Source organism: Terrimonas rubra, assembly GCF_042686025.1.
GTDB lineage: Bacteria > Bacteroidota > Bacteroidia > Chitinophagales > Chitinophagaceae > Terrimonas > Terrimonas rubra.
The window spans coordinates 863,478-884,290 of record NZ_JBHUOZ010000003.1 but is presented as its reverse complement, the minus strand read 5'-3'; the positions used below and the strand labels follow the sequence as shown (position 1 = coordinate 884,290).

Genomic DNA, 20,813 nt, shown 5'->3' with positions numbered 1-20,813 from the left:
TTAAAGGTTGTTGTACCTTTGCAGTATGGCAGCAACATTTAATACACTGATCAATGGTGATAAGCCGGTGCTGGTGGATTTTTTTGCCACCTGGTGCGGCCCCTGTAAAACCATGGCTCCTATACTTTCCGGCTTAAAAGAGCAGGTGGGCGATAAAGCCACGATCATTAAAGTAGATATTGATCAAAGTCCTGCAGCAGCCCAGGCCTACCAGGTACAGGCCGTTCCCACCCTTATTTTATTTAAACAGGGAAAAATTGTCTGGCGCAAATCAGGTGTGGTACCCGCCGCCGAATTAGAACAGCTCATTCAAACACATGCCGGTTCATGAAAATACTTTTTCGTCTTTTTCCCGTCCTTATCTTCTTACTGGTACACCAGTTTGTTGCTGCACAGCAAAACAAAACTGTACAGTTAACTGCTGCCGATTTTAAGCAACATGTTGACACAGCTGTAAAGAAAACCATTCTGGATGTTCGTACTCCTGAAGAGTTTGCCACCGGTTATATCAGTGGCGCCAGCAATATAAATGTGAACGATAAAAGCTTTAAAGACCGTGTAGCCGGGCTGGATAAAACAGCCCCGGTATATGTATACTGCAAAGGCGGCTTAAGAAGTGCGGCCGCAGCTGCTACCCTGGAGGAACTGGGTTTTACACAGGTATATGATCTCAAAGGAGGCATTATGGCCTGGACCAACCAGGAATTACCGCTAACGGCTACCACGGTAACCGTAGCAGACGCCTACTCCATTCAGCAATTTGATTCGCTGCTGGCCGCTAATACCAAAGTACTGGTTGATTTTTATGCAGACTGGTGCCTGCCCTGTAAAAAAATGGAACCGGGCCTGCGCAAACTGCAGCAGGCATACGAAGGTAAAGTGACTGTGATCCGCATTAATGTAGACGAAGCAAAGACCCTGGCTAAAAAACTGAACCTGGAGGAATTACCCGTACTGATCACTTATGCATCTGGTAAGGAAGTAAAAAGACTGACCGGCTACCAGACAGATGCCACCATGAAAAAAATGATCAAAGCTTTATAAACCCTGACGGGATTAATTTTCGCTTACATACCCTTCATCAATCAGGTGTGGCCCTTTATCGGCTGCTGTTGTTGCCAGTACATCACAACGGTTGTTCAATGGGTTATCGGCATGGCCCTTCACCCATTGAAATTGTATTCGGTATCTTTTAGATAATTCATAATAACGCAGCCACAGGTCTTTATTCTTCTTCCCGCCTTTGAAATTAGTACGTACCCAGTTATTCAGCCATCCTTTTTCAACAGCATCCACTACATACTTACTGTCAGAAAAAATTTTAACGGGAATATCATCGCGTTTTAAAGTTTCCAGGGCAGCGATCACCGCCAGTAACTCCATACGGTTATTGGTTGTGAGTTTATAGCCCTGCGAGAGTTCTTTCCGGAAACTGCCAAACATAAGAATGGCGCCATACCCCCCCGGCCCGGGATTACCCCTGGCCGCGCCATCGGTGTAAATTGTAATGATAGAATTCGTCATGAAATAGATTATACCTGGAATACACCGGTCTTTAAATCCGGGATCTCCGGGTTATGATTGGCTGCAGCAATACCCTGCGAAATCACATTCCTTGTTTCCATGGGATCAATGATCGCATCTACCCATAAACGGGCTGCCGCATAGTAAGGTGTGGTTTGTTTATCGTATTTGCTTTTTATTTCGTTGAATAGTTTTTGTTCCTCCGCCTCACTCACTACAGTACCTTTTGCTTTCTGCGACGCTACTTCTATCTGCAATAAAGTTTTGGCCGCCGACTCCCCGCTCATCACCGCTATTTTAGCAGTAGGCCAGGCATAAATAAAACGTGGATCATAAGCCTTGCCGCACATAGCATAATTACCGGCCCCATAAGAGTTACCGATCACGATGGTTATTTTAGGTACTACCGAGTTGGCTACGGCATTAACCAGTTTAGCACCGTCTTTAATAATGCCGGCATGTTCACTCCTGCTCCCTACCATAAAGCCGGTAACATCCTGTAAAAACACCAGCGGTATTTTCTTTTGGTTACAGTTTAATATAAAACGGGCAGCTTTATCGGCACTGTCATTATAAATAACACCGCCCATCTGCATCTCTCCTTTTTTTGTTTTGATCATCTTACGCTGGTTGGCCACTATACCTACCGCCCAGCCGTCAATACGGGCATAACCGCATACAATGGTTTTGCCATAGTCTTCTTTAAACTGTTCAAACTTCGATCCGTCCACCATACGTTCAATAAGCTCCACTATATCATAGGGTTTACCATCACTGGGGAACAAGCCATATAACTCACCGGCATCTTTTGCCGGTAGTTCAGGTGTGGCCCGGTTAAAGCCGGCTTTGGGCCTGTCGCCCAGCAGGGACATCATATGTTTTACATGGTCCAGGCATTCCTGTTCGGTCTTAAATTTATAATCGGCTATGCCGGAAATGGAAGTATGCGTATCGGCCCCTCCCAGGGTTTCCGCATCCACATCTTCCCCCACAGCTGCTTTTACTAAATATGGGCCTGCCAAAAAGATAGAGCCATTGCCTTCCACCATCAGGGTTTCATCACTCATAATAGGCAAATAAGCACCACCCGCCACACAAGCGCCCATGACTGCCGCAATCTGGGTAATCCCCATCGCACTCATCTTGGCATTGTTCCTGAATATCCGGCCAAAATGTTCTTTATCCGGGAATATCTCATCCTGCATGGGCAGGAAAACGCCTGCGCTATCCACCAGGTAAATAATGGGTAAATGATTTTCCATGGCCATCTCCTGCAAACGCAGGTTTTTCTTACCGGTTATAGGGAACCAGGCCCCTGCTTTTACGGTTTGATCATTGGCTACAATGATACATTGTTTACCACTCACATACCCTATGCCCGCTACCGTACCTCCTGCAGGACAGCCACCGTATTCTTCATACATTTCCCAGCCGGCAAAAGCGCCTATTTCTATAAAGGAACTATTTTTATCCACCAGGTAACTGATGCGTTCCCGGGGTGTTAATTTATTTTTCTCGGCCTGTTTGGCCATTGCTTTCTTTCCCCCACCTTCCTGCACTTTTGCCAGACGTTCCCGCATCTGCGACAGTAAGGTTTTCATCCTGTCTTCGTATAGGTTAAACTCAATATTCATAGTCAATATCGTTATGTAACAAAGATAGGAGAATGGGATTAAGTATTATTTAAACAACAGTCTATAAAAAGCAAAAGGCTGTTTCAAAATTGAAACAGCCTTTTAAGTATTTATCTATATTCTGCTATTAGAAAATATAACGAATACCGATCTGCATTGACCAGGTAGTTGCAGTTGATACGTTATCAACAAACGACTTGGTTACAGGAGCATTGTTAAACGGAGAGATAGAGAAAGATGGAACACCACCTGTGATACTTTCAACACGTAAAGGGTTGTTTACAGTGAAAAGTTTACGGATACCCCAATCTTTATTGATCAGGTTGGCCAGGTTGTACACGTCAGCAGTAAGCTGTAAAGTGTGCCTGTTTTTACCAATATTGGTAAAGATATCCTGGATCAGTTTCGCATCAACCCTGTTGAACCAAGGTGTTTTAGCACCAAACCTTTCCACTACCTGACCCCTGTTCTTTTTCAGGTAAGGATCCTGCTCGATATAGGCTTCAAAGATCTGAGCTTGCTGAGCAGCAGTGTAAGTTACACCGTTAGCATATGCTTTATCAACAAACCTGATCTCGTTAACGTCAGTTGCATTTTTAGGAACATACATTAAGTCTTGAGAAAAACCGTCCCAGTTAATATCACCATTGTAGATATAACTGTAGCGACCCTGGTGGCTACCTTCATAGAATAATGAAATGGTAGTACCTAAGTGCTTCAGGTATTCTTTTCTGTAAGAAACATTCGCAATTACCCTGTGAGGAACAGCAAAGTTTGAGAAAGATAATTCCCTGTCATTTAAAGTACCGCTGGTAGGGTTAGCATTCCAAACAGAGCTGGCCTGGCTACCCGGGTTAGCAGTAACGTCCTGGGCAAAAGTATAAGTATAAGCTACTGAACCATAGAAACCATTGCTGAACGCTTTAGACACCTGAGAGGTCAATACAAAAGATTGTCCTTTTTTGGTATTATCCAATACAATTGCATTGGTAATAGAGCTGTTCACCCTTCTTGCAGCATTGTTATTAGCTGAGTAAGCAGGACGGGTAAAACCACCAGTTCTTACTGTACCGGTTGGGGTACTTTGGTTGGCGTTATACATAGCCGTTGCATTGATGTCTTTTGTATACATCGCTTCTAAAGTCAGTTTCCAACCCGCTCCAAAGCTTTGGTCAATCGCTAAGTTAGTTCTCCATATCTGAGGGAACTTGAATTTCCTGGCAGTAACGGCAAAGTCAGCTGATGCAACAGAACCTGCAGTTGTAGGGAAATAGTTAGCCGGTAAGTTGTTATTGTAGAAAGGATTGTAAGCCTGGGGGCTAGGATTGAACAGGTAATTGTTCATATTTACACCAGACAAAGTATTATTAACATTGGAAGAGTACTGGTACATACCACTGTTGGTAGGAATATTTGTTAAGTAAACAAATGGTATTCTACCGGTAAATAAGCCTGTACCACCACGTAAGATCTTGCTTTTATCACCGTGGATATCCCAACGGAAACCAGCTCTTGGTGAGAATAAAGGAGCTGCTTTAGGGAACGAACCAGTAGTTAATTTCTCCGGAGAGCCATCCAGTCCCTGGAAGGTCAATGCAGAGTTAGCAGGATTTTCTAAAGGCTGCTCAGGATAAATTGGTTTATCTACACGAACACCTACAGTTACTCTGAATTGAGGAGTGATATTAATTTCGTCCTGAACATAAGCAGACAACTGTCCGATCTTTAATTCCGCAGAAGTAACATCGTCTTTACCGGGGATTAAAGAATAGGTTTGAGCAAATTTAATGGGAGCCCTGTTATTAACAAAGTCATCAACACTTGCAAAAGCGTAATAACCAGAAGCACCTCTCATGAACATATTACCCACTTTCTGATACTCATAACTTACACCGGCAGTTAAAGTATGTTTACCGGCATAATAAGTAAGGTTATTGGTAATAGTATAAATATCATTTAATACTTTATTGTTTTTGCCATTAAATGGTTCAGTACCTAAGCTGATATAGTTCTGACCTGCTTTAAAAATGTCTACAAAAGGAAATACATCGCCTTGTCCTTCTTTATCACTTTTAATTTGGGTTACAGTTGCCAGAAACTGGTTTGACAATCTCGAGCTGAAATTACTGTTTAACTCCAAAGCACCTGAACGAACTACGTCAATCTGCTGGTAGTTAATATTAGAGAAACCCATGGCAGTTTTAGAAAACTTAGGACCATATGTTAAACCAGCCTGTGTACCGGATATATTACCACTCTGAGATGGCTGGAAATCCTGTGTACCTTTAAAGTCACTATATTTTAAAGTAAGCTTATGTTTATTGCTGATATTCCAGTCAATTTTACCTAAAATTTTATAGTTATCGTTTTTAAAGCTAGGGAAGTTATCATACACACCCGGGTCATAACCCATACCTTTTACATAATTGGCAACCAGGTCCAAATCAGTTTTGGTAACATCAGAAATATTACCTTGTCCGGAACCGCCTGTTGGTGTCCAGGTAATACCTGCTGCAGGTGGTTTGGTTTCTTTTTCTGCGTTAACGAAGAAGAATAATTTGTTTTTAATGATCGGACCGCCTAAGCTACCACCAAAAATGGTTGTTTTACCTGCTGGTTTTAATGCTTTCTGGTCTTTTACTTTATCACCTATAAGGTCTTCATTTCTGAAATAGTAATAAGCTGTACCTCTGAAAGTATTGGTACCGCTTTTAGTAATAGCAGCAATATTACCACCGGTGAAATTACCTTGTTTTACATCAAAAGGAGAGATACTTACACTGATCTCATCAAAAGCATCCAAAGACACAGGGCTGTTGCCGGCACCTGGTAAAGGATCGGTATTCAAACCAAAGTTATTATTTAAGTTAGCACCGTCTACAGTAATATTGTTTAAACGGGCATCTCTGCCACCAAAACTATTACCGTTAGCCTGGGGAGTTAACCTGGTAAAGTCAGTAATGCTCCTGCTGATAGTAGGCATGGTATTTAAGATCCTGTTATTTAAAACAGTACTCATACCACCTTTATCAGAAGCTGTTTTTTTACTTTTACCGGTTACCACTACGGCTTCCAGTTCTTTAGAATCTTCACCTAAAACCGCCTGGATATTGTAAGGCTCACCTAATTGCAGGGTTATACCTTCAAATACTTTTGATTCCTGGCCAACAAAGTCAATTTTAACAGTGTAGGGGCCACCAATCCTTAAACCGGGAAGGGTAAAAAAACCATCCTTTTTGGCGATGGTGTTGTAAACCGTACCAGAGGGAGTGTGGGTAGCAGTAATAGTTGCACCTACTAAAGACTCACCTCCTGCCGTTTTTACGTTACCTGTTATTGTACTTGTTGTTACCTGGGCATGTAAAAAGCCGCCCAGCAGCATTAGCATGGAAAGAAAAACCGAGATTCTCTTAAGCATAAATAATTTTTATTTTCGAATAATGCTGCAAAGAAAGGAAATATTCAAACACAACTGTAGCACAAATATTAACAAATTAATAAGCATTTGCTTAATCATTCCAAAGGCGTAGAGGGGTGAAACTCAACAATATTTATATCATCTTCATAATTAATGGATTAGCTAACTACCGTTAGTAACAGGCAAGCAAAAAACGGGGTCTTCCCGCCCCGGTCTGTCCTGCCCGCCCGGTAATTTAAATATACCCCAAAAACCTCACTAGGTGTTAAAAAGAGCGGAAAACTGTCCGGCAATAATTTGGTTTATCAGCCCGTCTTTCGCCCCTTAAGGCCCGAAAGACCTGCTAAACAGATGGTAAATAAGATATTTGGCATGCTTCCGGTAACTGCTTACCGGGGAAATGAAAAGATCCGCAAACTATTGCCACCTGTTTTTTGTTGTTACATTTGCAAAAATTAGTGTCCCATGTTCAGTACTATAGAAAGTGCGATTGAAGATATAAAAAACGGTAAGTTGATCATTGTGGTAGATGATGAGGACCGTGAGAATGAAGGTGATTTTATCTGTGCCGCTGCCACCATTACCCCTGAAGTAGTGAATTTTATGAGTAAACACGGCCGCGGACTGATCTGCACCCCCCTGCCGGAAGAAAGATGTGATGAACTGGGCCTCGACCTGATGGTGAGCAATAATACGGCACTGCATGAAACGGCTTTTACCGTTTCCGTTGACCTGCTGGGCCACGGTTGTACCACCGGTATTTCTGCCCAGGACCGTTCCAAAACAATCCAGGCACTGAACGACCCCTTTGTAAACCCTGCCGACCTGGGCCGCCCGGGGCATATTTTCCCCCTGCGCGCCAAAAAAGGTGGTGTATTGCGTCGTGCAGGCCATACCGAAGCGGCAGTGGACCTGGCCCGTTTAGCCGGCTTCCCCCCACCCTATGGCGGTGTACTGGTTGAAATTATGAACGATGACGGCACCATGGCCCGCCTGCCTGAATTAATTGAGGTAGCCAGGAAGTTCGATTTTAAATTAATATCTATTAAAGACCTGATAGAATACCGCCTGAAACGCGATTCATTAATTGAAGAGATCGTGCGGGTGGATATGCCCACACAATACGGTCATTTCCAGTTAGTGGCTTTTAAAGAAAAAAGTTCTTTAAACGAACACCTGGCACTTATCAAAGGGGAATGGCAGGCCGGTGAGCCCGTACTTACCCGTGTGCACAGCTCCTGTTTTACCGGCGATATTTTAGGCTCCCTGCGTTGTGATTGCGGCGACCAGTTACACGCTGCCATGGAAATGGTACAAAAAGAAGGCAAGGGTATTATATTATATATGAACCAGGAAGGTCGCGGCATCGGACTGCTGAATAAATTAAAGGCTTATAAACTACAGGAAGAAGGAATGGACACCGTAGAAGCCAACCTGCACCTGGGTTTCCAGGCCGATCAGCGTGATTACGGCGTAGGCGCCCAGATATTACGTCACCTGAACGTAACCCACCTGCGCCTGATGAGCAATAACCCTAAAAAACGGGTGGGCTTGATTGGCTATGGCTTACAGATTGTAGAAAACGTGCCCATTGCTATTTGCCCCAACGAACACAACGAAAAATACCTGAGCACTAAAAAAGCCAAACTGGGACACGAGCTGTAATAAAATGTTTGGGTTTTGTAAAGCATAACAAATGTTGTAAACTTTGTAGCCTTAAGTACGGCTATGAAGACTACAACATTTTTTTTTATCCTGTTATCAGGCATTACTTTCTGTAATACTTCTTTTGCACAAGACGGTAAACAGCGAAATTATTTCCCGGCCTGGACCTATCACCAGAAAAATATTCATATCCACGGTATATCCGTTGGTATCGGTACCGTTAGCAACGCAGTGCGTAATACCAATACCAATGGTATTAAAATTGAACTGATCGGGGCCGGCATTGTGATACCCCTTGTTCCCCGCAGCCCTGTAGTTGAATCGGATAGTGCATTTGAAAAAATAGCCGGTCAGCCCGTATCTGAAAAAATAAATGGCCTTTCCCTCTCCGCTACCGGCACCGTTTGTGATTGTATCACCAACGGTATTAATACAGGCCTCATAGGCAATATCAATTTCCAGGTAAATGGTATTACCGCATCGGTATTCATGAACTTTGCACAAAAACATAACGGCCTTCAACTGGCTATGTTCAATGAAGCCTACTACCTGAACGGCTTACAGGCAGGTGTATCCAACTATGGCGCCCATACCCAAGGCATACAAATAGGCATTGGCAATTTTGGCCGTACTACAAAAGGGCTGCAGCTGGGCATTTTTAATAAAACAAAAAGCCTGAGAGGTTTACAGTTCGGACTGTGGAATGTGAACGAAAAAAGAAAACTGCCAATTATTAACTGGCAGTTTAAAAGTAAAAACACACGAGAAATAAGCAGTTAGTAAAAAGGTTGCTGCGGTATAAAACCAGCTATTGTTATTTGCCTGTATATCGCCGTTCTTTTGTGGATCAAAATCCGTGGGATTACTCTTATTGCTATTCCACAACAAAAGTAATAGGTTGTTTTCTATAGGCCGCTACTGCTTTCCCATCCACATAAGCAGGATTCCATTTACCGGTTAACTTTAAAACCCTGAGTACTTCTTTTTCCATACCAAATCCATGTCGGGTAAGTTGTTTAAAATCACTTGTATTTCCATCTTTATCTACCAAAAACTGGACAAAGATGGTATAACGTCCCGCTGGTGCACCCTGATCCACCGGTATATTGGCATTCAGATTTTTTCTCAAAAAGTCTTCCCATCCTTTTACACCGCCTGGAAAACTGGCCTCTACGTCCACCTTACTATATACTTGTGAAGGATCGGCTTCCTCATCCTTCACCACTTTGGGCGGTATAAACTTTGGCAGTTCTGCTTTTGACGGGGCTTCACCATCCTTCACTACTTTAGGAGGAATAAATTTCCGTACCTCAATTTTCGGTGGCGGCGGAGGTGGAGGGATCTGTTTTTCCTCAACAATGGTGAGCTCTTCAACCGTACCACTGTCTTTACCGGCAGGTGTTTTTTGCTCAATCACTATCTCCTCTACAGAATCCTTATTAACTACAGGCTGTTCTGCTTTGCCCGCATCATCATTGGAGCAATTAATGGCAAACAACGCTACGAGCAGTAATAACATAGGCAGCACCAGCAACTTTCGTACATACAGGAAGCTGGTTTTGTTAACATTTGTAATCATGGCTATACGTCTTTTTATCTGGTTATTAAAAAAAGGTTGTGTCAATCGTTTTTTATGCGTCAGCGCCTGTACCAATAACAGTTCAGCATAATCCCACTTATCCTGGTGTTGCATGGCATAACGGTCGGCCAGGAACTCGTGAATAGTAGCCTGTTCCCTCCTGATGAGGTGAAAAAAAGGATTCACCCAGCCCACTACGCAAACCAGTTCCATGGCAATAATATCCCAGCTGTGTTTTTGTTGTATATGATATAGTTCGTGCTTAAAGATCTGCCGGCCTTTATCCGACTCCATACCAATCGTATTATCCCAGAAAAGCCAGTTAAAAAAAGAGAACGGCGTCCCCGGTTCGTTGGTACGGAATAACTGTATCTTCTGTAATTTTTCCGCCTTATACCTTTGACGGATCAGCAATAAATGCCCCACACTTTTTACCAGTCTGAACAGGAAGAAAACCGCTATAACGATATATACAATAGAAATAGCGTTGTTCAATAACCAGTTGCCGATCTGCTGCAGGTTATTTGTATCCGCAGGTTTATACGATTTAATAAAAATATTCTGCAACACCTGGCTGTCCACCACCTCTAAGTCACCGGGCCTGATATTAAATTCCAGTAAAGGGATAATAAAACTCAGTACCACCACCGATAACAGGTAAAACCGGTTATACTGGTGAAATTTTTTATTCCTTAACACCAGCAGGTAATAACTGTATAATATGCCCGAGCATAATACTACCTGCAATACATAAAACAGTAAGGCTTTCATGTAAGTGATTTAAAATCGTTGATCAAAAAGTTTATTTCCCTTTCTTGTCCTTTATCTTTTTCAGCAGATTTTCCAGTTCGGCCACTGATATATCTTTTTCCTCCACCAGAAAAGACACTACATTACTGAAGGAGCCCTCGAAATAGCCCTTTACCAGCTGGCGCATTGTTTTTTTGGAATACTCCTCCTTACTTACCAGCGCATAATACTCATGCTGCCGGCCAATAACATTTACCGCTACAAACTCTTTTTCCATTAAGATCTTTAATAAGGTGGCCACGGTATTCTGGTGAGGTTTTGGCACCGGCATATTATCTACTATATCCCGTAAAAAAGATTTACCCAATTGCCATAACACCTGCATTACCTGCTCTTCCGCTTTTGTTAAGGTTTTCATGTCCGTAAAATTTACAAACCAAACTTATAACTAATTTTTTAGTTTACAAACTATTTTTTTAGTTATATTTTTTGATAAGATGGCAGACCCGAAATATTCCATACATTTTTTGAAAAAAATTTCACATACGATACACTGCGCCCCTTGTTCACTAGCCCGGATTATTACAACAGGAAACCGCTATTTTATCTTATTAAAGCATTTATAAGTTTAGGGTTTGGCCATAATCCGTTAAACTTGCAGGATGAATCCCAGGTTTAAAAAAGCTGTCCCTTTACTGGTTGTTGTATTATTGGCCATACTCCTCTTTGTGGTACGCCAATGCCAGGCCCCAACAGAGAAAAAGACAACACCTGATACTAAAAAAACAACCACTACTGCAACCGACCCGGCCAGCACCGTTAACCGGAACCGGGGCTTTGACAGAAGGACTTCATTTATTGAATACACCGCCCATGCCAAATGCAGGATGCAATGCCGCCATATTACCCAGGCCGAAGTAGAACAGATCATGCGGGAAGGAAAGGTCAACTATACTAAAAGCAATGTGAATGCACGCCCCTGCCCCGAATATGCCCTGGAAGGAACAACGGCGGATGACCAGCGGGTAAGAATTGTATTTGCCCAGTGTGATTATAAAACAAAAGTGGTGACCACCATTGACCTCGGCACCAACTGGCAATGCGAATGCCCGGGTGATGATAAAAAACACCAAAATAAGTAAAGGGATGAAGGCACTGCTGAAACCATTACAGGTAGTTTACTGTATTTACGCCATCAGTCTATTTTTGGCCATCATGTTACTTATTTTCCCCTTTGTAATGCTGGCAGCTTTGCTGGGCCGTATACAGGGAGGTAACCTCATCCTCCGGCTCTGTACTTTATGGGCTGATATCTGGTTCCCCCTGATATTCATTTTTCACAAACGCATCTTTGAACAACCGCATGATAAACAAAAACAGTACGTATTTGTTACCAATCATATATCTTATCTGGATTCGGCCGTACTGGTAAAAGTGATCCGCCAGCCGATAAGGCCCCTGGGCAAAGTGGAAATGGCCAAAATCCCCTTGTTCGGGTATATTTATAAAAATGCCATTGTAACGGTGGACAGGAGCAATGCCGCCAACAGGGCCAAAAGTATCCGGGTACTGACATCCATTATAAAAAAAGGTATCTCGGTATTCTTTTTCCCCGAAGGCACTTTTAATACCACCCACCGGCCCTTAAAAGATTTTTATGATGGGGCTTTCCGCCTGGCCATTGAAACCCAGACCCCGGTTAAGCCCGTTTTATTTTTAGATACTTATAGCCGTATGCATTATGACAGTGTATGGAGTATGACACCGGGAAAATGCAGGGTGGTGTTTTTAGAAGAAATACCTGTTGCCGGCCTTACAGTAACAGATGCAGCCGATTTAAAACTAAAGACACATAAAATAATGTCCGCAAAACTGGAAGCCTACAAGGCGGCCTGGATCAAAAAAGAGCAACAAACAGAAAACTAAGCGACCTTTATCAAATATTTATCCCATAATGCCGGTAACCGAGAATACTTTATTTACTTCCACATCAGCTAGCAGTTCGGTTTATGCCGAAGTAATTATTCCGTTGGCATTACCCCAAAACTATACCTGGCGTATACCCGAACACCTGCAATCACTTACCTCCCCCGGCTGCCGGGTAGAAGTAAATTTAGGTAAGCAGAAAAAATATGCGGGTATCGTTAAACGCATTCATTCCGATAAACCCGAGTTTTTTGAACCCAAGGATATTCTGAATGTACTGGATGCAGAACCCGTAGTATATGCCGAACAGTTAAAGCTATGGGAGTGGATGGCCACTTACTATATGTGCAGCGAAGGGGAAGTAATGGCCGCCGGTTTACCGGCCCATTTTAAATTATCCAGTGAAACCATCGTGGTGTATAACGAGGAATTTGGCGATGATTTTACCAACCTGGATGCAGAAGAGTATGTAGTGGCAGAAGCCCTGTTACTGAAGAAAGAATTAAAACTGACCGAAATACAACTGATACTTGACTCTCCCCATGTATACCCGGTGGTTAACCGCCTTATCCATAAAAGGGTTTGTTATGTATGGGAGGCGTTGAAAAACACTTATGCACCTAAAAAAGAAACCTATATCCTGCTGCAGAAAGCATACGAGCAGGAAGCCACTTTAGCTAAGTTGTTAAATGAAGACCCGAAACTACAACGTGCCGAAAAACAAATGGAACTGCTGCTGGCCTACCTGCATTTAAGCAAAACCACCGGCAGCGTAACCCGCCAGGCTTTGCTAAAAAAATCAGGTGCTTCCGATGCCCAGTTAAAAGGATTGATTGCCAAGAACATTTTACGCAGCGAGAAACGGGAAGTGGACAGGATACAATACCTGCCCAAAGATATTACCATCGATTTTGAGCTCTCCCCTGCCCAGCAGACAGCCTATCAGCAGGTGAAAGAAAGTTTTACCGATAAGACCGTGAGTTTATTGCACGGGGTTACTTCCAGTGGCAAAACGCAATTATATATACGCCTGATAGAAGAGCATATTAAACAGGGTAAACAGGTATTATATATGTTACCCGAAATTGCACTTACCTCGCAGATCATCCGGCGTTTGCAAAAACATTTTGGTGGTTATATCGGTGTATACCATTCCAAATTTTCGCAGAACGAAAGAGTGGAAATATGGAACAAGGTAAAAAGCGGTGAACTAAAAATTATATTAGGCGCCCGTTCCACTTTGTTTTTACCTTTCCGGGACCTGTCATTGATCATTTGTGATGAAGAACACGATACTTCCTACAAACAACAGGAACCTGCGCCAAGATACCATGGCCGTGATACGGCTATCTATTTTGCCTCTTTATACCAGGCCAAAGTTCTACTGGGCAGCGCTACCCCATCGCTGGAATCCTATTATAATGCCCAAACAGGTAAATATGCTTTAATTGAACTGAACGAACGTTTTGGGGATGTACAGATGCCGCAGATACAGATGATTGATATCCGCAAAATAGAACGCAAACCAAACGACAAGGAGAAAGCCATTATTACACCCGACCTCGCGAAAGCCATTGAGGAAAGCATAGCCAGGCAAAAACAGGTCATCCTTTTTCAAAACCGCCGTGGTTACTCGCCCTACCAGGTATGCAGTGTATGTAACTGGGTACCCAAGTGTAAACATTGTAATGTATCGCTTACTTTTCATAAACATACCAACCAACTGGCCTGTCATTATTGTGGTTCAACATACCCGCCGTTACAAACCTGCCTGGCCTGCGGCAGTCATGCATTTGTGCAACGCAATTTTGGTACGGAAAAAATTGAAGAGCTGTTGCAGGAAAAATTCCCCAAAGCCAAAGTAGCCCGTATGGATATTGATACCGTAAGGGGTAAACATGCGCATGATACCCTGTTGCAGCAGTTTGAACAACAACGTATCGATATACTGGTGGGTACACAAATGGTCGTAAAAGGTCTCGACTTTGACACCGTGGCCCTGGTGGGCATTTTAGATGCAGACGGCATTTTGAACTTTGCCGATTTCAGGGTAAACGAACGGGCCTACCAGTTAATGGAACAGGTAAGCGGGCGTGCCGGCCGCCGCAGCGAAACCGGCCAGGTACTGATACAGACCGGTCAGCCGCAGCACCCGGTTTTACAATATGTACAGCAGCATGCCTACAAAAAAATGTATGCCGACGAGATAGATAAACGTAAACAATTTGCCTACCCGCCTTTCGCCCGCATCATTCATCTCAACTTCAAACATAAAATAAAGGAAGTGGTACAACAGGCCGCACAACAATTTACCGTTAGCCTGCAACCTAAATATGGTAATTACCTCACCGGCCCGGCAGAACCTATCATTAACCGTATACGCAACCAGTATATCATGGAACTGCTCATCAAACTTCCCCGGCAGCAACAGTTAATACAGGAATGTAAACAGGATATTAAAATACAGATCATCAACCTGCAGCAACAACAGCGTTTCAGAAGCGTGGTGGTGATACCGGATGTGGATGGGGTGTAGAGAGGGATAAAGAATGATGAATTATGAATGATGAATAATGAATTAGGACTTGAAGATTAAGCGATCCTGGTTCCCTCAATATAAAATCACAAATCTTAAATATTAATTCTTAAATCCCCTTCTCTGCCAGCGCTTTTATCGCATCAAAAGTATACCGGTGTACACCGGGCTTTGCTTCTTTAGCGGCCTGTAACATGGCTTTGGCCACCGTAGCACCCTCTATAGCACGGTACTGCCGCCAGCTGCCCACAAAAAGTTTTGAAGTAAAACGCATGGTAGCCTGTAAAAAACCTTCCAGCGGTCTTTTTTCTTCTCTTAAACCCAATAACATCGATGGCTGCATAATATGCAGGGAAGGTACCTGTGTAGCAATCAGTGCTTCCTCCACTTCGCCCTTTAACTGTAAATAAAAATTTTTATTGTTGGCAGCAGCTCCAATAGATGATACAATCACAAATTGTGTAAAGCCTACTTCCTGCCATAATTTTGCAGCCAGAACGGGTATATCAAAATCAATTTTGCGGTATAGCTCATTATTTCCCTTCACATTTTTCTGTGTTGTGCCAATGGCGCAAAACACCACTTCGCTTTCTTCCAATGCCAGTTGTACCGATTCCCTGTCGGTAAAATCCACCAGTTTCACTTCCACTTTAGCATGTGGTTTTTCCATGGGCCGCCTTACCAGTAACTTAATGGTCTCCACCTCCGGGTCAGCAATTAAAAATTGCACCAGGCTTTTACCTATCATTCCTGTACCCCCGATAACCGCAACTGTTTTTACCGCCATAAAAATTTAAGTTTATATTGCAGTATGCAATTTCAGGAAAATATTTCTTTGAAGGCATATAATACTTTTGGGATCGATGTAATTGCCAAAAAGTTTTGCGCCTTTAACAACACCACCGAGTTACAGGAAGCTATCAGCACCGGTAACAGCCAACCATTGATCATTGGGGGAGGCAGTAATATTTTATTTACTAAAAACTATGATGGTACGGTTTTGCAAAACCGGGTCAAAGGCATCCAGGTAATAGCACAGGACGATGATACCGTAACCATCAAAGCCGGTGGTGGTGAGAACTGGCACCGCTTTGTATTACATTGTATTGATAATGGCTGGGGCGGCCTGGAAAACCTGTCACTCATACCCGGCTGTGTTGGCGCTTCACCCATGCAGAATATCGGCGCTTACGGTGTGGAGATCAAAGATGTATTCCATTCCCTCACCGCGTTTCATATACAGGAACAAACCAACTATACTTTTAATGCGGCTGACTGCCGGTTCGGTTACCGCGAAAGCATATTTAAAAGAAAATACAAGGACCAGTTTGTTATCACCTCCGTATGTTACAAACTACAAAAAAAACCGGTGGTACATATTGAATATGGCGCTATAAGGCAGGAGCTGGAGAAAATGGGGGTAACAACACCTGGTATACGGGATGTATCCAATGCCGTTATCCATATCCGCCAATCCAAACTCCCCGATCCCGCTGTTATAGGTAATGCGGGCAGCTTCTTTAAAAACCCCAGTATACCAGCTGAACAATACCAGCAATTATTACTACAACATGAAAATATGGTAGGCTATGCCAATGCCGACGGAACAGTAAAAATTGCTGCCGGCTGGTTAATAGAAGCCTGCGGCTGGAAAGGCTTTAAACGCGGCGATGCCGGCGTGCACGATAAACAGGCATTGGTGCTTGTGAACCATGGCCAGGCCACCGGTGAGGAAATATACCGTTTAAGCGGGGAGATCATTGCTTCCGTACAGCAAAAATTCGGTATTACCCTCGAAAGAGAGGTCAATATCCTCTAGGCTCTTTATCTTTGCGGAAACTCACAAATAGTAATCTATGAAGCATGTTTTGTATTTGGTATGCGCTATCGCACTATCCGCACCCATTTTTGGCCAGACAGAGATCGGCAACCGTAAAGTAAGACTGGGCTTTAAACTGGATCCCGTGTTCCTGAATAATTTAAAGCCGGCTGATGATGGCATTAAAAAAGACGGGGCTAAATTTGGTGTATCCTACGGTGTAATGGCCGACTTCTTATTTAACGATGAAAAAGGCGCTTTTGCTACCGGACTGGAAATTGTACACGCAGGTGGCAATTTAAAATATGAGGCCGGCTCCAACAAAGGCCTGCGCCGTAATGAAGCTACAGCGGCCAATGCTGCACAGTACTATGATATTAAACTGCAGTATATACAAATACCGCTTTCCTTAAAATTAAAGACAGAAGAAAAAAATAAATTTACCTGGTGGGGACAATTTGGTACTTACACCGGCTTTTTAATCGGCTCCAGGACCGATATCCGTTATGGCAATGTATCGGAAGACAAAGTAAAAGCCAACAAATACATGGTGCCCTTAAACATGGGACTGTTGTTAGGCGCTGGCGGTGAATACAGTATTGCCGAAAAAACCGATCTATATTTCGGTTTAGGTTTTGAAAGCGGCTTTACCGATGTTACCCGTAATAAAAGGTGGGACGATGATAAAGTAACCCTGAAACGCTGGGCCTTACGTATCGGCATCTTCCTGTAAAACAACATATTTTATTATACAGCCGGGCTTTATGGTCCGGCTTTTTTATGCAGGTATTATTTTATTGGGGCTGTCAGCTGCAGTACATCACCCGGCCCATATGCGGCTGTACGCTTGTAGTGGCCCCATCTCACTGCCCTACCCTGCCGGCCAGCTACCGCTTCCATCCGCCAGCCCCTCAACTGTAATAACACTATTCAACAAAATACAGGAAACAAAGCAACCTTCAGTCTTACACCTCATGCCTCATTGCTCCCACCTCCCACCTTACCCCTTACACCTTCTACCTTATACCTTCCACCCTACACCCTACACCCTATACCTTCCACCTTATATCTTATACCTCACCCACCCTCCATATAACGACAAAAGCCCCTTTACAGGAGCTTTTACCAAAAAACTTATAATAAGCTGTTAAGCCCTGCTCACAACAGGACGAACCACCAGTTGTGTAGCGATATAATAAGTACCAAACAATAAGCCGGCAAAAAACAGGTCACCAATCAATACATTACCCGCAAAACCATTGATCACACCGTAATCACGGTAAAAAGCAATGGCATCGCCATAACAAAGCATTAAGCCGTCAAATGTTTTTGGACGGCCCAGGCCACCACCGCCTATCCAAACCGCGAAGTTGGATAACAGGAAATAAATAACTGAACCGCTAACTGAAAAGCCCAGCACATTTAAAAAAGTAATACGACGCATCAGCATACCAAAAACTGTGATGCCGGCTATTAACAGGTAATTCACCCATTGGCCATCATAAAAGCCTTGTATAGGCGTCATGCCATTAATGTATAATACCTGGTACAATACATCCGAAAGCAGCATGGATAATAAAGGCAGAATAATAGCCCACTTTTTATCCTTAATAACAGCACCTGCAAACAAGGCAATGGCCATTTGCGGTGCAAAACCAAAAGGACGGCCCTCCCACACACGATACAGGGATGCTACCAGTAATATTAAGACAAAAGCAATAAGTGTTTGTTTACTAAACTTCATTGTTACACCGTTTATAAATACAAAGGTAAATATTTTATGCCAATCTCTTATACGGGTACAGTTGCCCTGAATAACTCCGTTTGTTCCGTTGCCTGTATGGTTACTGTTGTATTGGCAAAAACAACGGCCGCCAGTTGCCCCGTATGCAGGTTAACGGTATCCGTACCATCGGTAATGGTCACATTACCCGATGTCAGCAGTAATATATCCGTGGTTTGTGATGTATACCCGGTTTCCTGTCCGGCCTGCAGGCTAAAACGCCCCAATTCAAAATCAGCTGCCGGTGTTTTAAATACCGTTTCTCCGGCTACCGGCTCGCCTTTTAAAATATTAGGATGGGTAGCCTGGCATAAGGTATGTTTCAGCAATTCCGGTACATCAATATGTTTGGTGGTCAGTCCGCCACGGAGTACATTATCCGAGCTGGCCATTATTTCCACGTTCTGGCCTTCGAGGTATGCATGTGACACACCTGCATCCTGGAAAATAGCTTCGCCTCTTTTCATCTGTACCACGTTAAACAGGTAAACAGAGAAAATACCGCGGTCAATTCCCGTATCACTTTTAAAAGTATTCATGGCCCGGGCTGCCCAAAAATCTTCCTCGTTCTTTTGTAGTTTATTTTGTTCATATAAAGGCAGTATCCTGTCGGCCAGGGGTGTTAATGTCTTATTCACTTCGGCCTGGGGCAGACTCATTACATATTGGTAAAGGCCGGCGTAGCTGCCTGATTCAAAGTACGGCAGTAAAAAAGCCAGTTCTGCCGTTTTTGTTAAAACCGCTTTTAATTCATTTTCCGGTTTAAAGCCATGCAGCAGCCAAAAATCACTCATGGCCACCATTAACTCCGGTTTATGATTTTTATCCTTATAATTCCGGTGAGGCGCCGTTAAAGCAATTCCATCTTCGTTTTCTTTATCAAAAGCCGCTGCCGCCGCTGCTTTCGATGGGTGCACCTGTATGGACAACATATCCTTTACATCCAGCAGCTTGAGTAAAAAGGGAACCGTACCAAAATTTTTATTCACCGTATCGCCGATAGTCGCTTCAGGATTATCGTTAATGACCTGTGATAACAATACCGGCTCTCCTTTGGGCGGTATCACCTGTGTATTAGCCTGCGGATGTACCCCCAGCCAGTATTCGGCAAAGGGTTTTAACTCCGGGTTATTTAACTGTAATAAAGCGGGAATGAAATGAAAGCCACCCCAATCGTAATGTTTAACCGAGCCTTGTAATGCTGCAATTTTATTCATAATAAAAGCTTATCTTAAATCAAAGATAATGCATGGCTATACATAACGAACTGGGAAAAACCGGTGAAGCCCATGCAGCCGGCTGGCTAACCACGAAAGGCTACACCATACTGCATCGTAACTGGCGCTACTCCCATTACGAAATAGATATTATTGCACAAAAAGGAAAGAAAACACATTTTATTGAAGTAAAATGCCGCAGCACCGAAGCCTATGGCTACCCCGAAGAAGCGGTTACCAAAAAGAAATTCAAACACCTGCAACGTGCGGCAGATGAGTACCTGCACCAGCACCCGGGAATTAAATGGATACAGTATGATGTACTGTCCATTATTATAAATAAAAAAGAAACAACTTATTTTTTACTGGAAGATGTATTTCTATAAAGTATTATTCCCTTTTACACTGGCTGCCTTCATTTTTTCAATCAGCACATAGGTGGCCGGACAATACTCAATGTTTTGTTTATGCACATGCATATAATCCACCATCTTTTTCTTGGTAAGATGCGGGAAGCCTGCACAATCAGCCGGACGTACTTCGTAAATGCTGCATTTATTATCCTGTAAATTTAAGAACTGGCAGGGCTGTGTTTTATTGATCCAGTCCTTTGCCCCTCTTTTTTCTTTCAGCAACCATTTATCGGTAAACTGTTCAGGAGTCATTTTCAGGTGGGCGGCAATACGTTTAATATCTGCCGGTGTAAAAGTGGGTGTCATGGTCTTGCAACAGTTTGCACAGGACAAACATTCCACCTCCTGCCATACAGCGGGGGCCAGCGCAGCAGCCATTTTATCCAGTCCGGGTGGGGTATTATTTTCCAGTCCCGTCATAAAACGGCGCATTTTACTGCGGTTTTCCTTTACTTTTTTCTTAAACTGTTTGAAAGTGGTATCCATAATAAATATTGTAACCGAAGATAAAAGAATTTTCCTTTACAATTTTGAATAGCTATTTTTGTC

General features: G+C 43.1%; 19 protein-coding genes. 10 read left to right on the top strand and 9 right to left on the bottom strand.

Going from position 1 to position 20,813, the window contains the following annotated elements; all coding sequences use genetic code 11:
* The first annotated feature begins 25 nt into the window (after nucleotides 1-25).
* Together trxA and ACFS6H_RS13090 are read left to right on the top strand one after the other, a co-directional pair.
* The gene (gene trxA / locus ACFS6H_RS13095) at nucleotides 26-331 is read left to right on the top strand and encodes a thioredoxin (RefSeq protein ID WP_386099435.1); all 306 of its coding nucleotides are present in this window, start codon (nucleotides 26-28) and stop codon (nucleotides 329-331) included.
* A complete protein-coding gene (locus tag ACFS6H_RS13090) occupies nucleotides 328-1,044 on the top strand; it encodes a thioredoxin domain-containing protein (RefSeq protein ID WP_386099432.1) in 717 nt (238 codons plus the stop codon). Before trxA ends, ACFS6H_RS13090 begins: the two co-directional genes overlap by 4 nt.
* 12 nt (nucleotides 1,045-1,056) lie before the next feature.
* On the opposite strand, the gene rnhA is transcribed toward ACFS6H_RS13090, so the two are convergent.
* The 3 genes from rnhA to ACFS6H_RS13075 form a co-directional block, all read right to left on the bottom strand.
* Complete coding sequence (gene rnhA, locus ACFS6H_RS13085; RefSeq protein ID WP_386099429.1) at nucleotides 1,057-1,524, bottom strand: ribonuclease HI; 468 nt, start codon at nucleotides 1,522-1,524, stop codon at nucleotides 1,057-1,059.
* Between the two features lie 8 nt (nucleotides 1,525-1,532).
* Nucleotides 1,533-3,158: an acyl-CoA carboxylase subunit beta gene (locus ACFS6H_RS13080; protein WP_386099426.1), complete on the bottom strand. Its 1,626-nt coding sequence runs from the start codon at nucleotides 3,156-3,158 to the stop codon at nucleotides 1,533-1,535.
* 127 nt (nucleotides 3,159-3,285) lie between these two features.
* Entirely contained in the window at nucleotides 3,286-6,576 is a 3,291-nt protein-coding gene (locus ACFS6H_RS13075; protein WP_386099423.1) for a TonB-dependent receptor, read from the bottom strand.
* Nucleotides 6,577-7,041: 465 nt separating this feature from the next.
* On the opposite strand from ACFS6H_RS13075, the gene ACFS6H_RS13070 reads away from it, so the two are divergent.
* Together ACFS6H_RS13070 and ACFS6H_RS13065 are read left to right on the top strand one after the other, a co-directional pair.
* Nucleotides 7,042-8,241 carry a bifunctional 3,4-dihydroxy-2-butanone-4-phosphate synthase/GTP cyclohydrolase II gene (locus ACFS6H_RS13070; protein WP_386099420.1) on the top strand — a complete coding sequence of 400 codons (1,200 nt, stop codon included), beginning with the start codon at nucleotides 7,042-7,044 and terminating at the stop codon, nucleotides 8,239-8,241.
* Nucleotides 8,242-8,304: 63 nt separating this feature from the next.
* On the top strand, nucleotides 8,305-9,021 hold the full coding sequence (locus ACFS6H_RS13065; protein WP_386099417.1) for an LA_2272 family surface repeat-containing protein: 717 nt from the start codon (nucleotides 8,305-8,307) through the stop codon (nucleotides 9,019-9,021).
* A gap of 94 nt (nucleotides 9,022-9,115) precedes the next feature.
* Here the strand turns inward: ACFS6H_RS13065 and ACFS6H_RS13060 are convergent, their stop codons facing one another.
* On the bottom strand, nucleotides 9,116-10,591 hold the full coding sequence (locus ACFS6H_RS13060) for a M56 family metallopeptidase (protein ID WP_386099415.1): 1,476 nt from the start codon (nucleotides 10,589-10,591) through the stop codon (nucleotides 9,116-9,118).
* A 31-nt stretch (nucleotides 10,592-10,622) separates the two neighbouring features.
* Nucleotides 10,623-10,988 carry a BlaI/MecI/CopY family transcriptional regulator gene (locus ACFS6H_RS13055; RefSeq protein WP_386099412.1) on the bottom strand — a complete coding sequence of 122 codons (366 nt, stop codon included), beginning with the start codon at nucleotides 10,986-10,988 and terminating at the stop codon, nucleotides 10,623-10,625.
* A 244-nt stretch (nucleotides 10,989-11,232) separates the two neighbouring features.
* Between ACFS6H_RS13055 and ACFS6H_RS13050 the strand changes: the two genes are divergently transcribed.
* The 3 genes from ACFS6H_RS13050 to priA are packed head-to-tail and all read left to right on the top strand — an operon-like array spanning nucleotide 11,233 to nucleotide 15,032.
* Nucleotides 11,233-11,712, top strand: coding sequence for a DUF4258 domain-containing protein (locus ACFS6H_RS13050; protein WP_386099410.1), 480 nt, complete (start codon nucleotides 11,233-11,235; stop codon nucleotides 11,710-11,712).
* Nucleotides 11,713-11,716: 4 nt separating this feature from the next.
* Complete coding sequence (locus tag ACFS6H_RS13045) at nucleotides 11,717-12,496, top strand: lysophospholipid acyltransferase family protein (protein ID WP_386099407.1); 780 nt, start codon at nucleotides 11,717-11,719, stop codon at nucleotides 12,494-12,496.
* Between the two features lie 28 nt (nucleotides 12,497-12,524).
* Nucleotides 12,525-15,032 (top strand): replication restart helicase PriA, encoded by a 2,508-nt coding sequence (gene priA / locus ACFS6H_RS13040; protein WP_386099405.1) that lies wholly within the window; start codon nucleotides 12,525-12,527, stop codon nucleotides 15,030-15,032.
* A 109-nt stretch (nucleotides 15,033-15,141) separates the two neighbouring features.
* On the opposite strand, the gene ACFS6H_RS13035 is transcribed toward priA, so the two are convergent.
* On the bottom strand, nucleotides 15,142-15,819 hold the full coding sequence (locus tag ACFS6H_RS13035; protein WP_386099402.1) for an NAD(P)H-binding protein: 678 nt from the start codon (nucleotides 15,817-15,819) through the stop codon (nucleotides 15,142-15,144).
* 24 nt (nucleotides 15,820-15,843) lie between these two features.
* On the opposite strand from ACFS6H_RS13035, the gene murB reads away from it, so the two are divergent.
* Together murB and ACFS6H_RS13025 are read left to right on the top strand one after the other, a co-directional pair.
* Nucleotides 15,844-16,851, top strand: a complete 1,008-nt coding sequence (gene murB / locus ACFS6H_RS13030) for a UDP-N-acetylmuramate dehydrogenase (RefSeq protein ID WP_386099399.1) — start codon at nucleotides 15,844-15,846, stop codon at nucleotides 16,849-16,851.
* 37 nt (nucleotides 16,852-16,888) lie between these two features.
* A complete protein-coding gene (locus tag ACFS6H_RS13025; protein ID WP_386099396.1) occupies nucleotides 16,889-17,584 on the top strand; it encodes a porin family protein in 696 nt (231 codons plus the stop codon).
* 414 nt (nucleotides 17,585-17,998) lie between these two features.
* Here ACFS6H_RS13025 and ACFS6H_RS13020 read toward each other — a convergent pair whose 3' ends face one another.
* Both ACFS6H_RS13020 and manA read right to left on the bottom strand, forming a co-directional pair.
* On the bottom strand, nucleotides 17,999-18,595 hold the full coding sequence (locus ACFS6H_RS13020; RefSeq protein WP_386099393.1) for a DUF6580 family putative transport protein: 597 nt from the start codon (nucleotides 18,593-18,595) through the stop codon (nucleotides 17,999-18,001).
* A 47-nt stretch (nucleotides 18,596-18,642) separates the two neighbouring features.
* The gene (gene manA, locus ACFS6H_RS13015; protein WP_386099390.1) at nucleotides 18,643-19,851 is read right to left on the bottom strand and encodes a mannose-6-phosphate isomerase, class I; all 1,209 of its coding nucleotides are present in this window, start codon (nucleotides 19,849-19,851) and stop codon (nucleotides 18,643-18,645) included.
* A 32-nt stretch (nucleotides 19,852-19,883) separates the two neighbouring features.
* Between manA and ACFS6H_RS13010 the strand changes: the two genes are divergently transcribed.
* Nucleotides 19,884-20,237 carry a YraN family protein gene (locus ACFS6H_RS13010; RefSeq protein ID WP_386099388.1) on the top strand — a complete coding sequence of 118 codons (354 nt, stop codon included), beginning with the start codon at nucleotides 19,884-19,886 and terminating at the stop codon, nucleotides 20,235-20,237.
* Here the strand turns inward: ACFS6H_RS13010 and ACFS6H_RS13005 are convergent.
* On the bottom strand, nucleotides 20,232-20,750 hold the full coding sequence (locus ACFS6H_RS13005; protein WP_386099385.1) for a YkgJ family cysteine cluster protein: 519 nt from the start codon (nucleotides 20,748-20,750) through the stop codon (nucleotides 20,232-20,234). The genes ACFS6H_RS13010 and ACFS6H_RS13005 overlap by 6 nt on opposite strands.
* Between the last annotated feature and the right edge of the window lie 63 nt (nucleotides 20,751-20,813).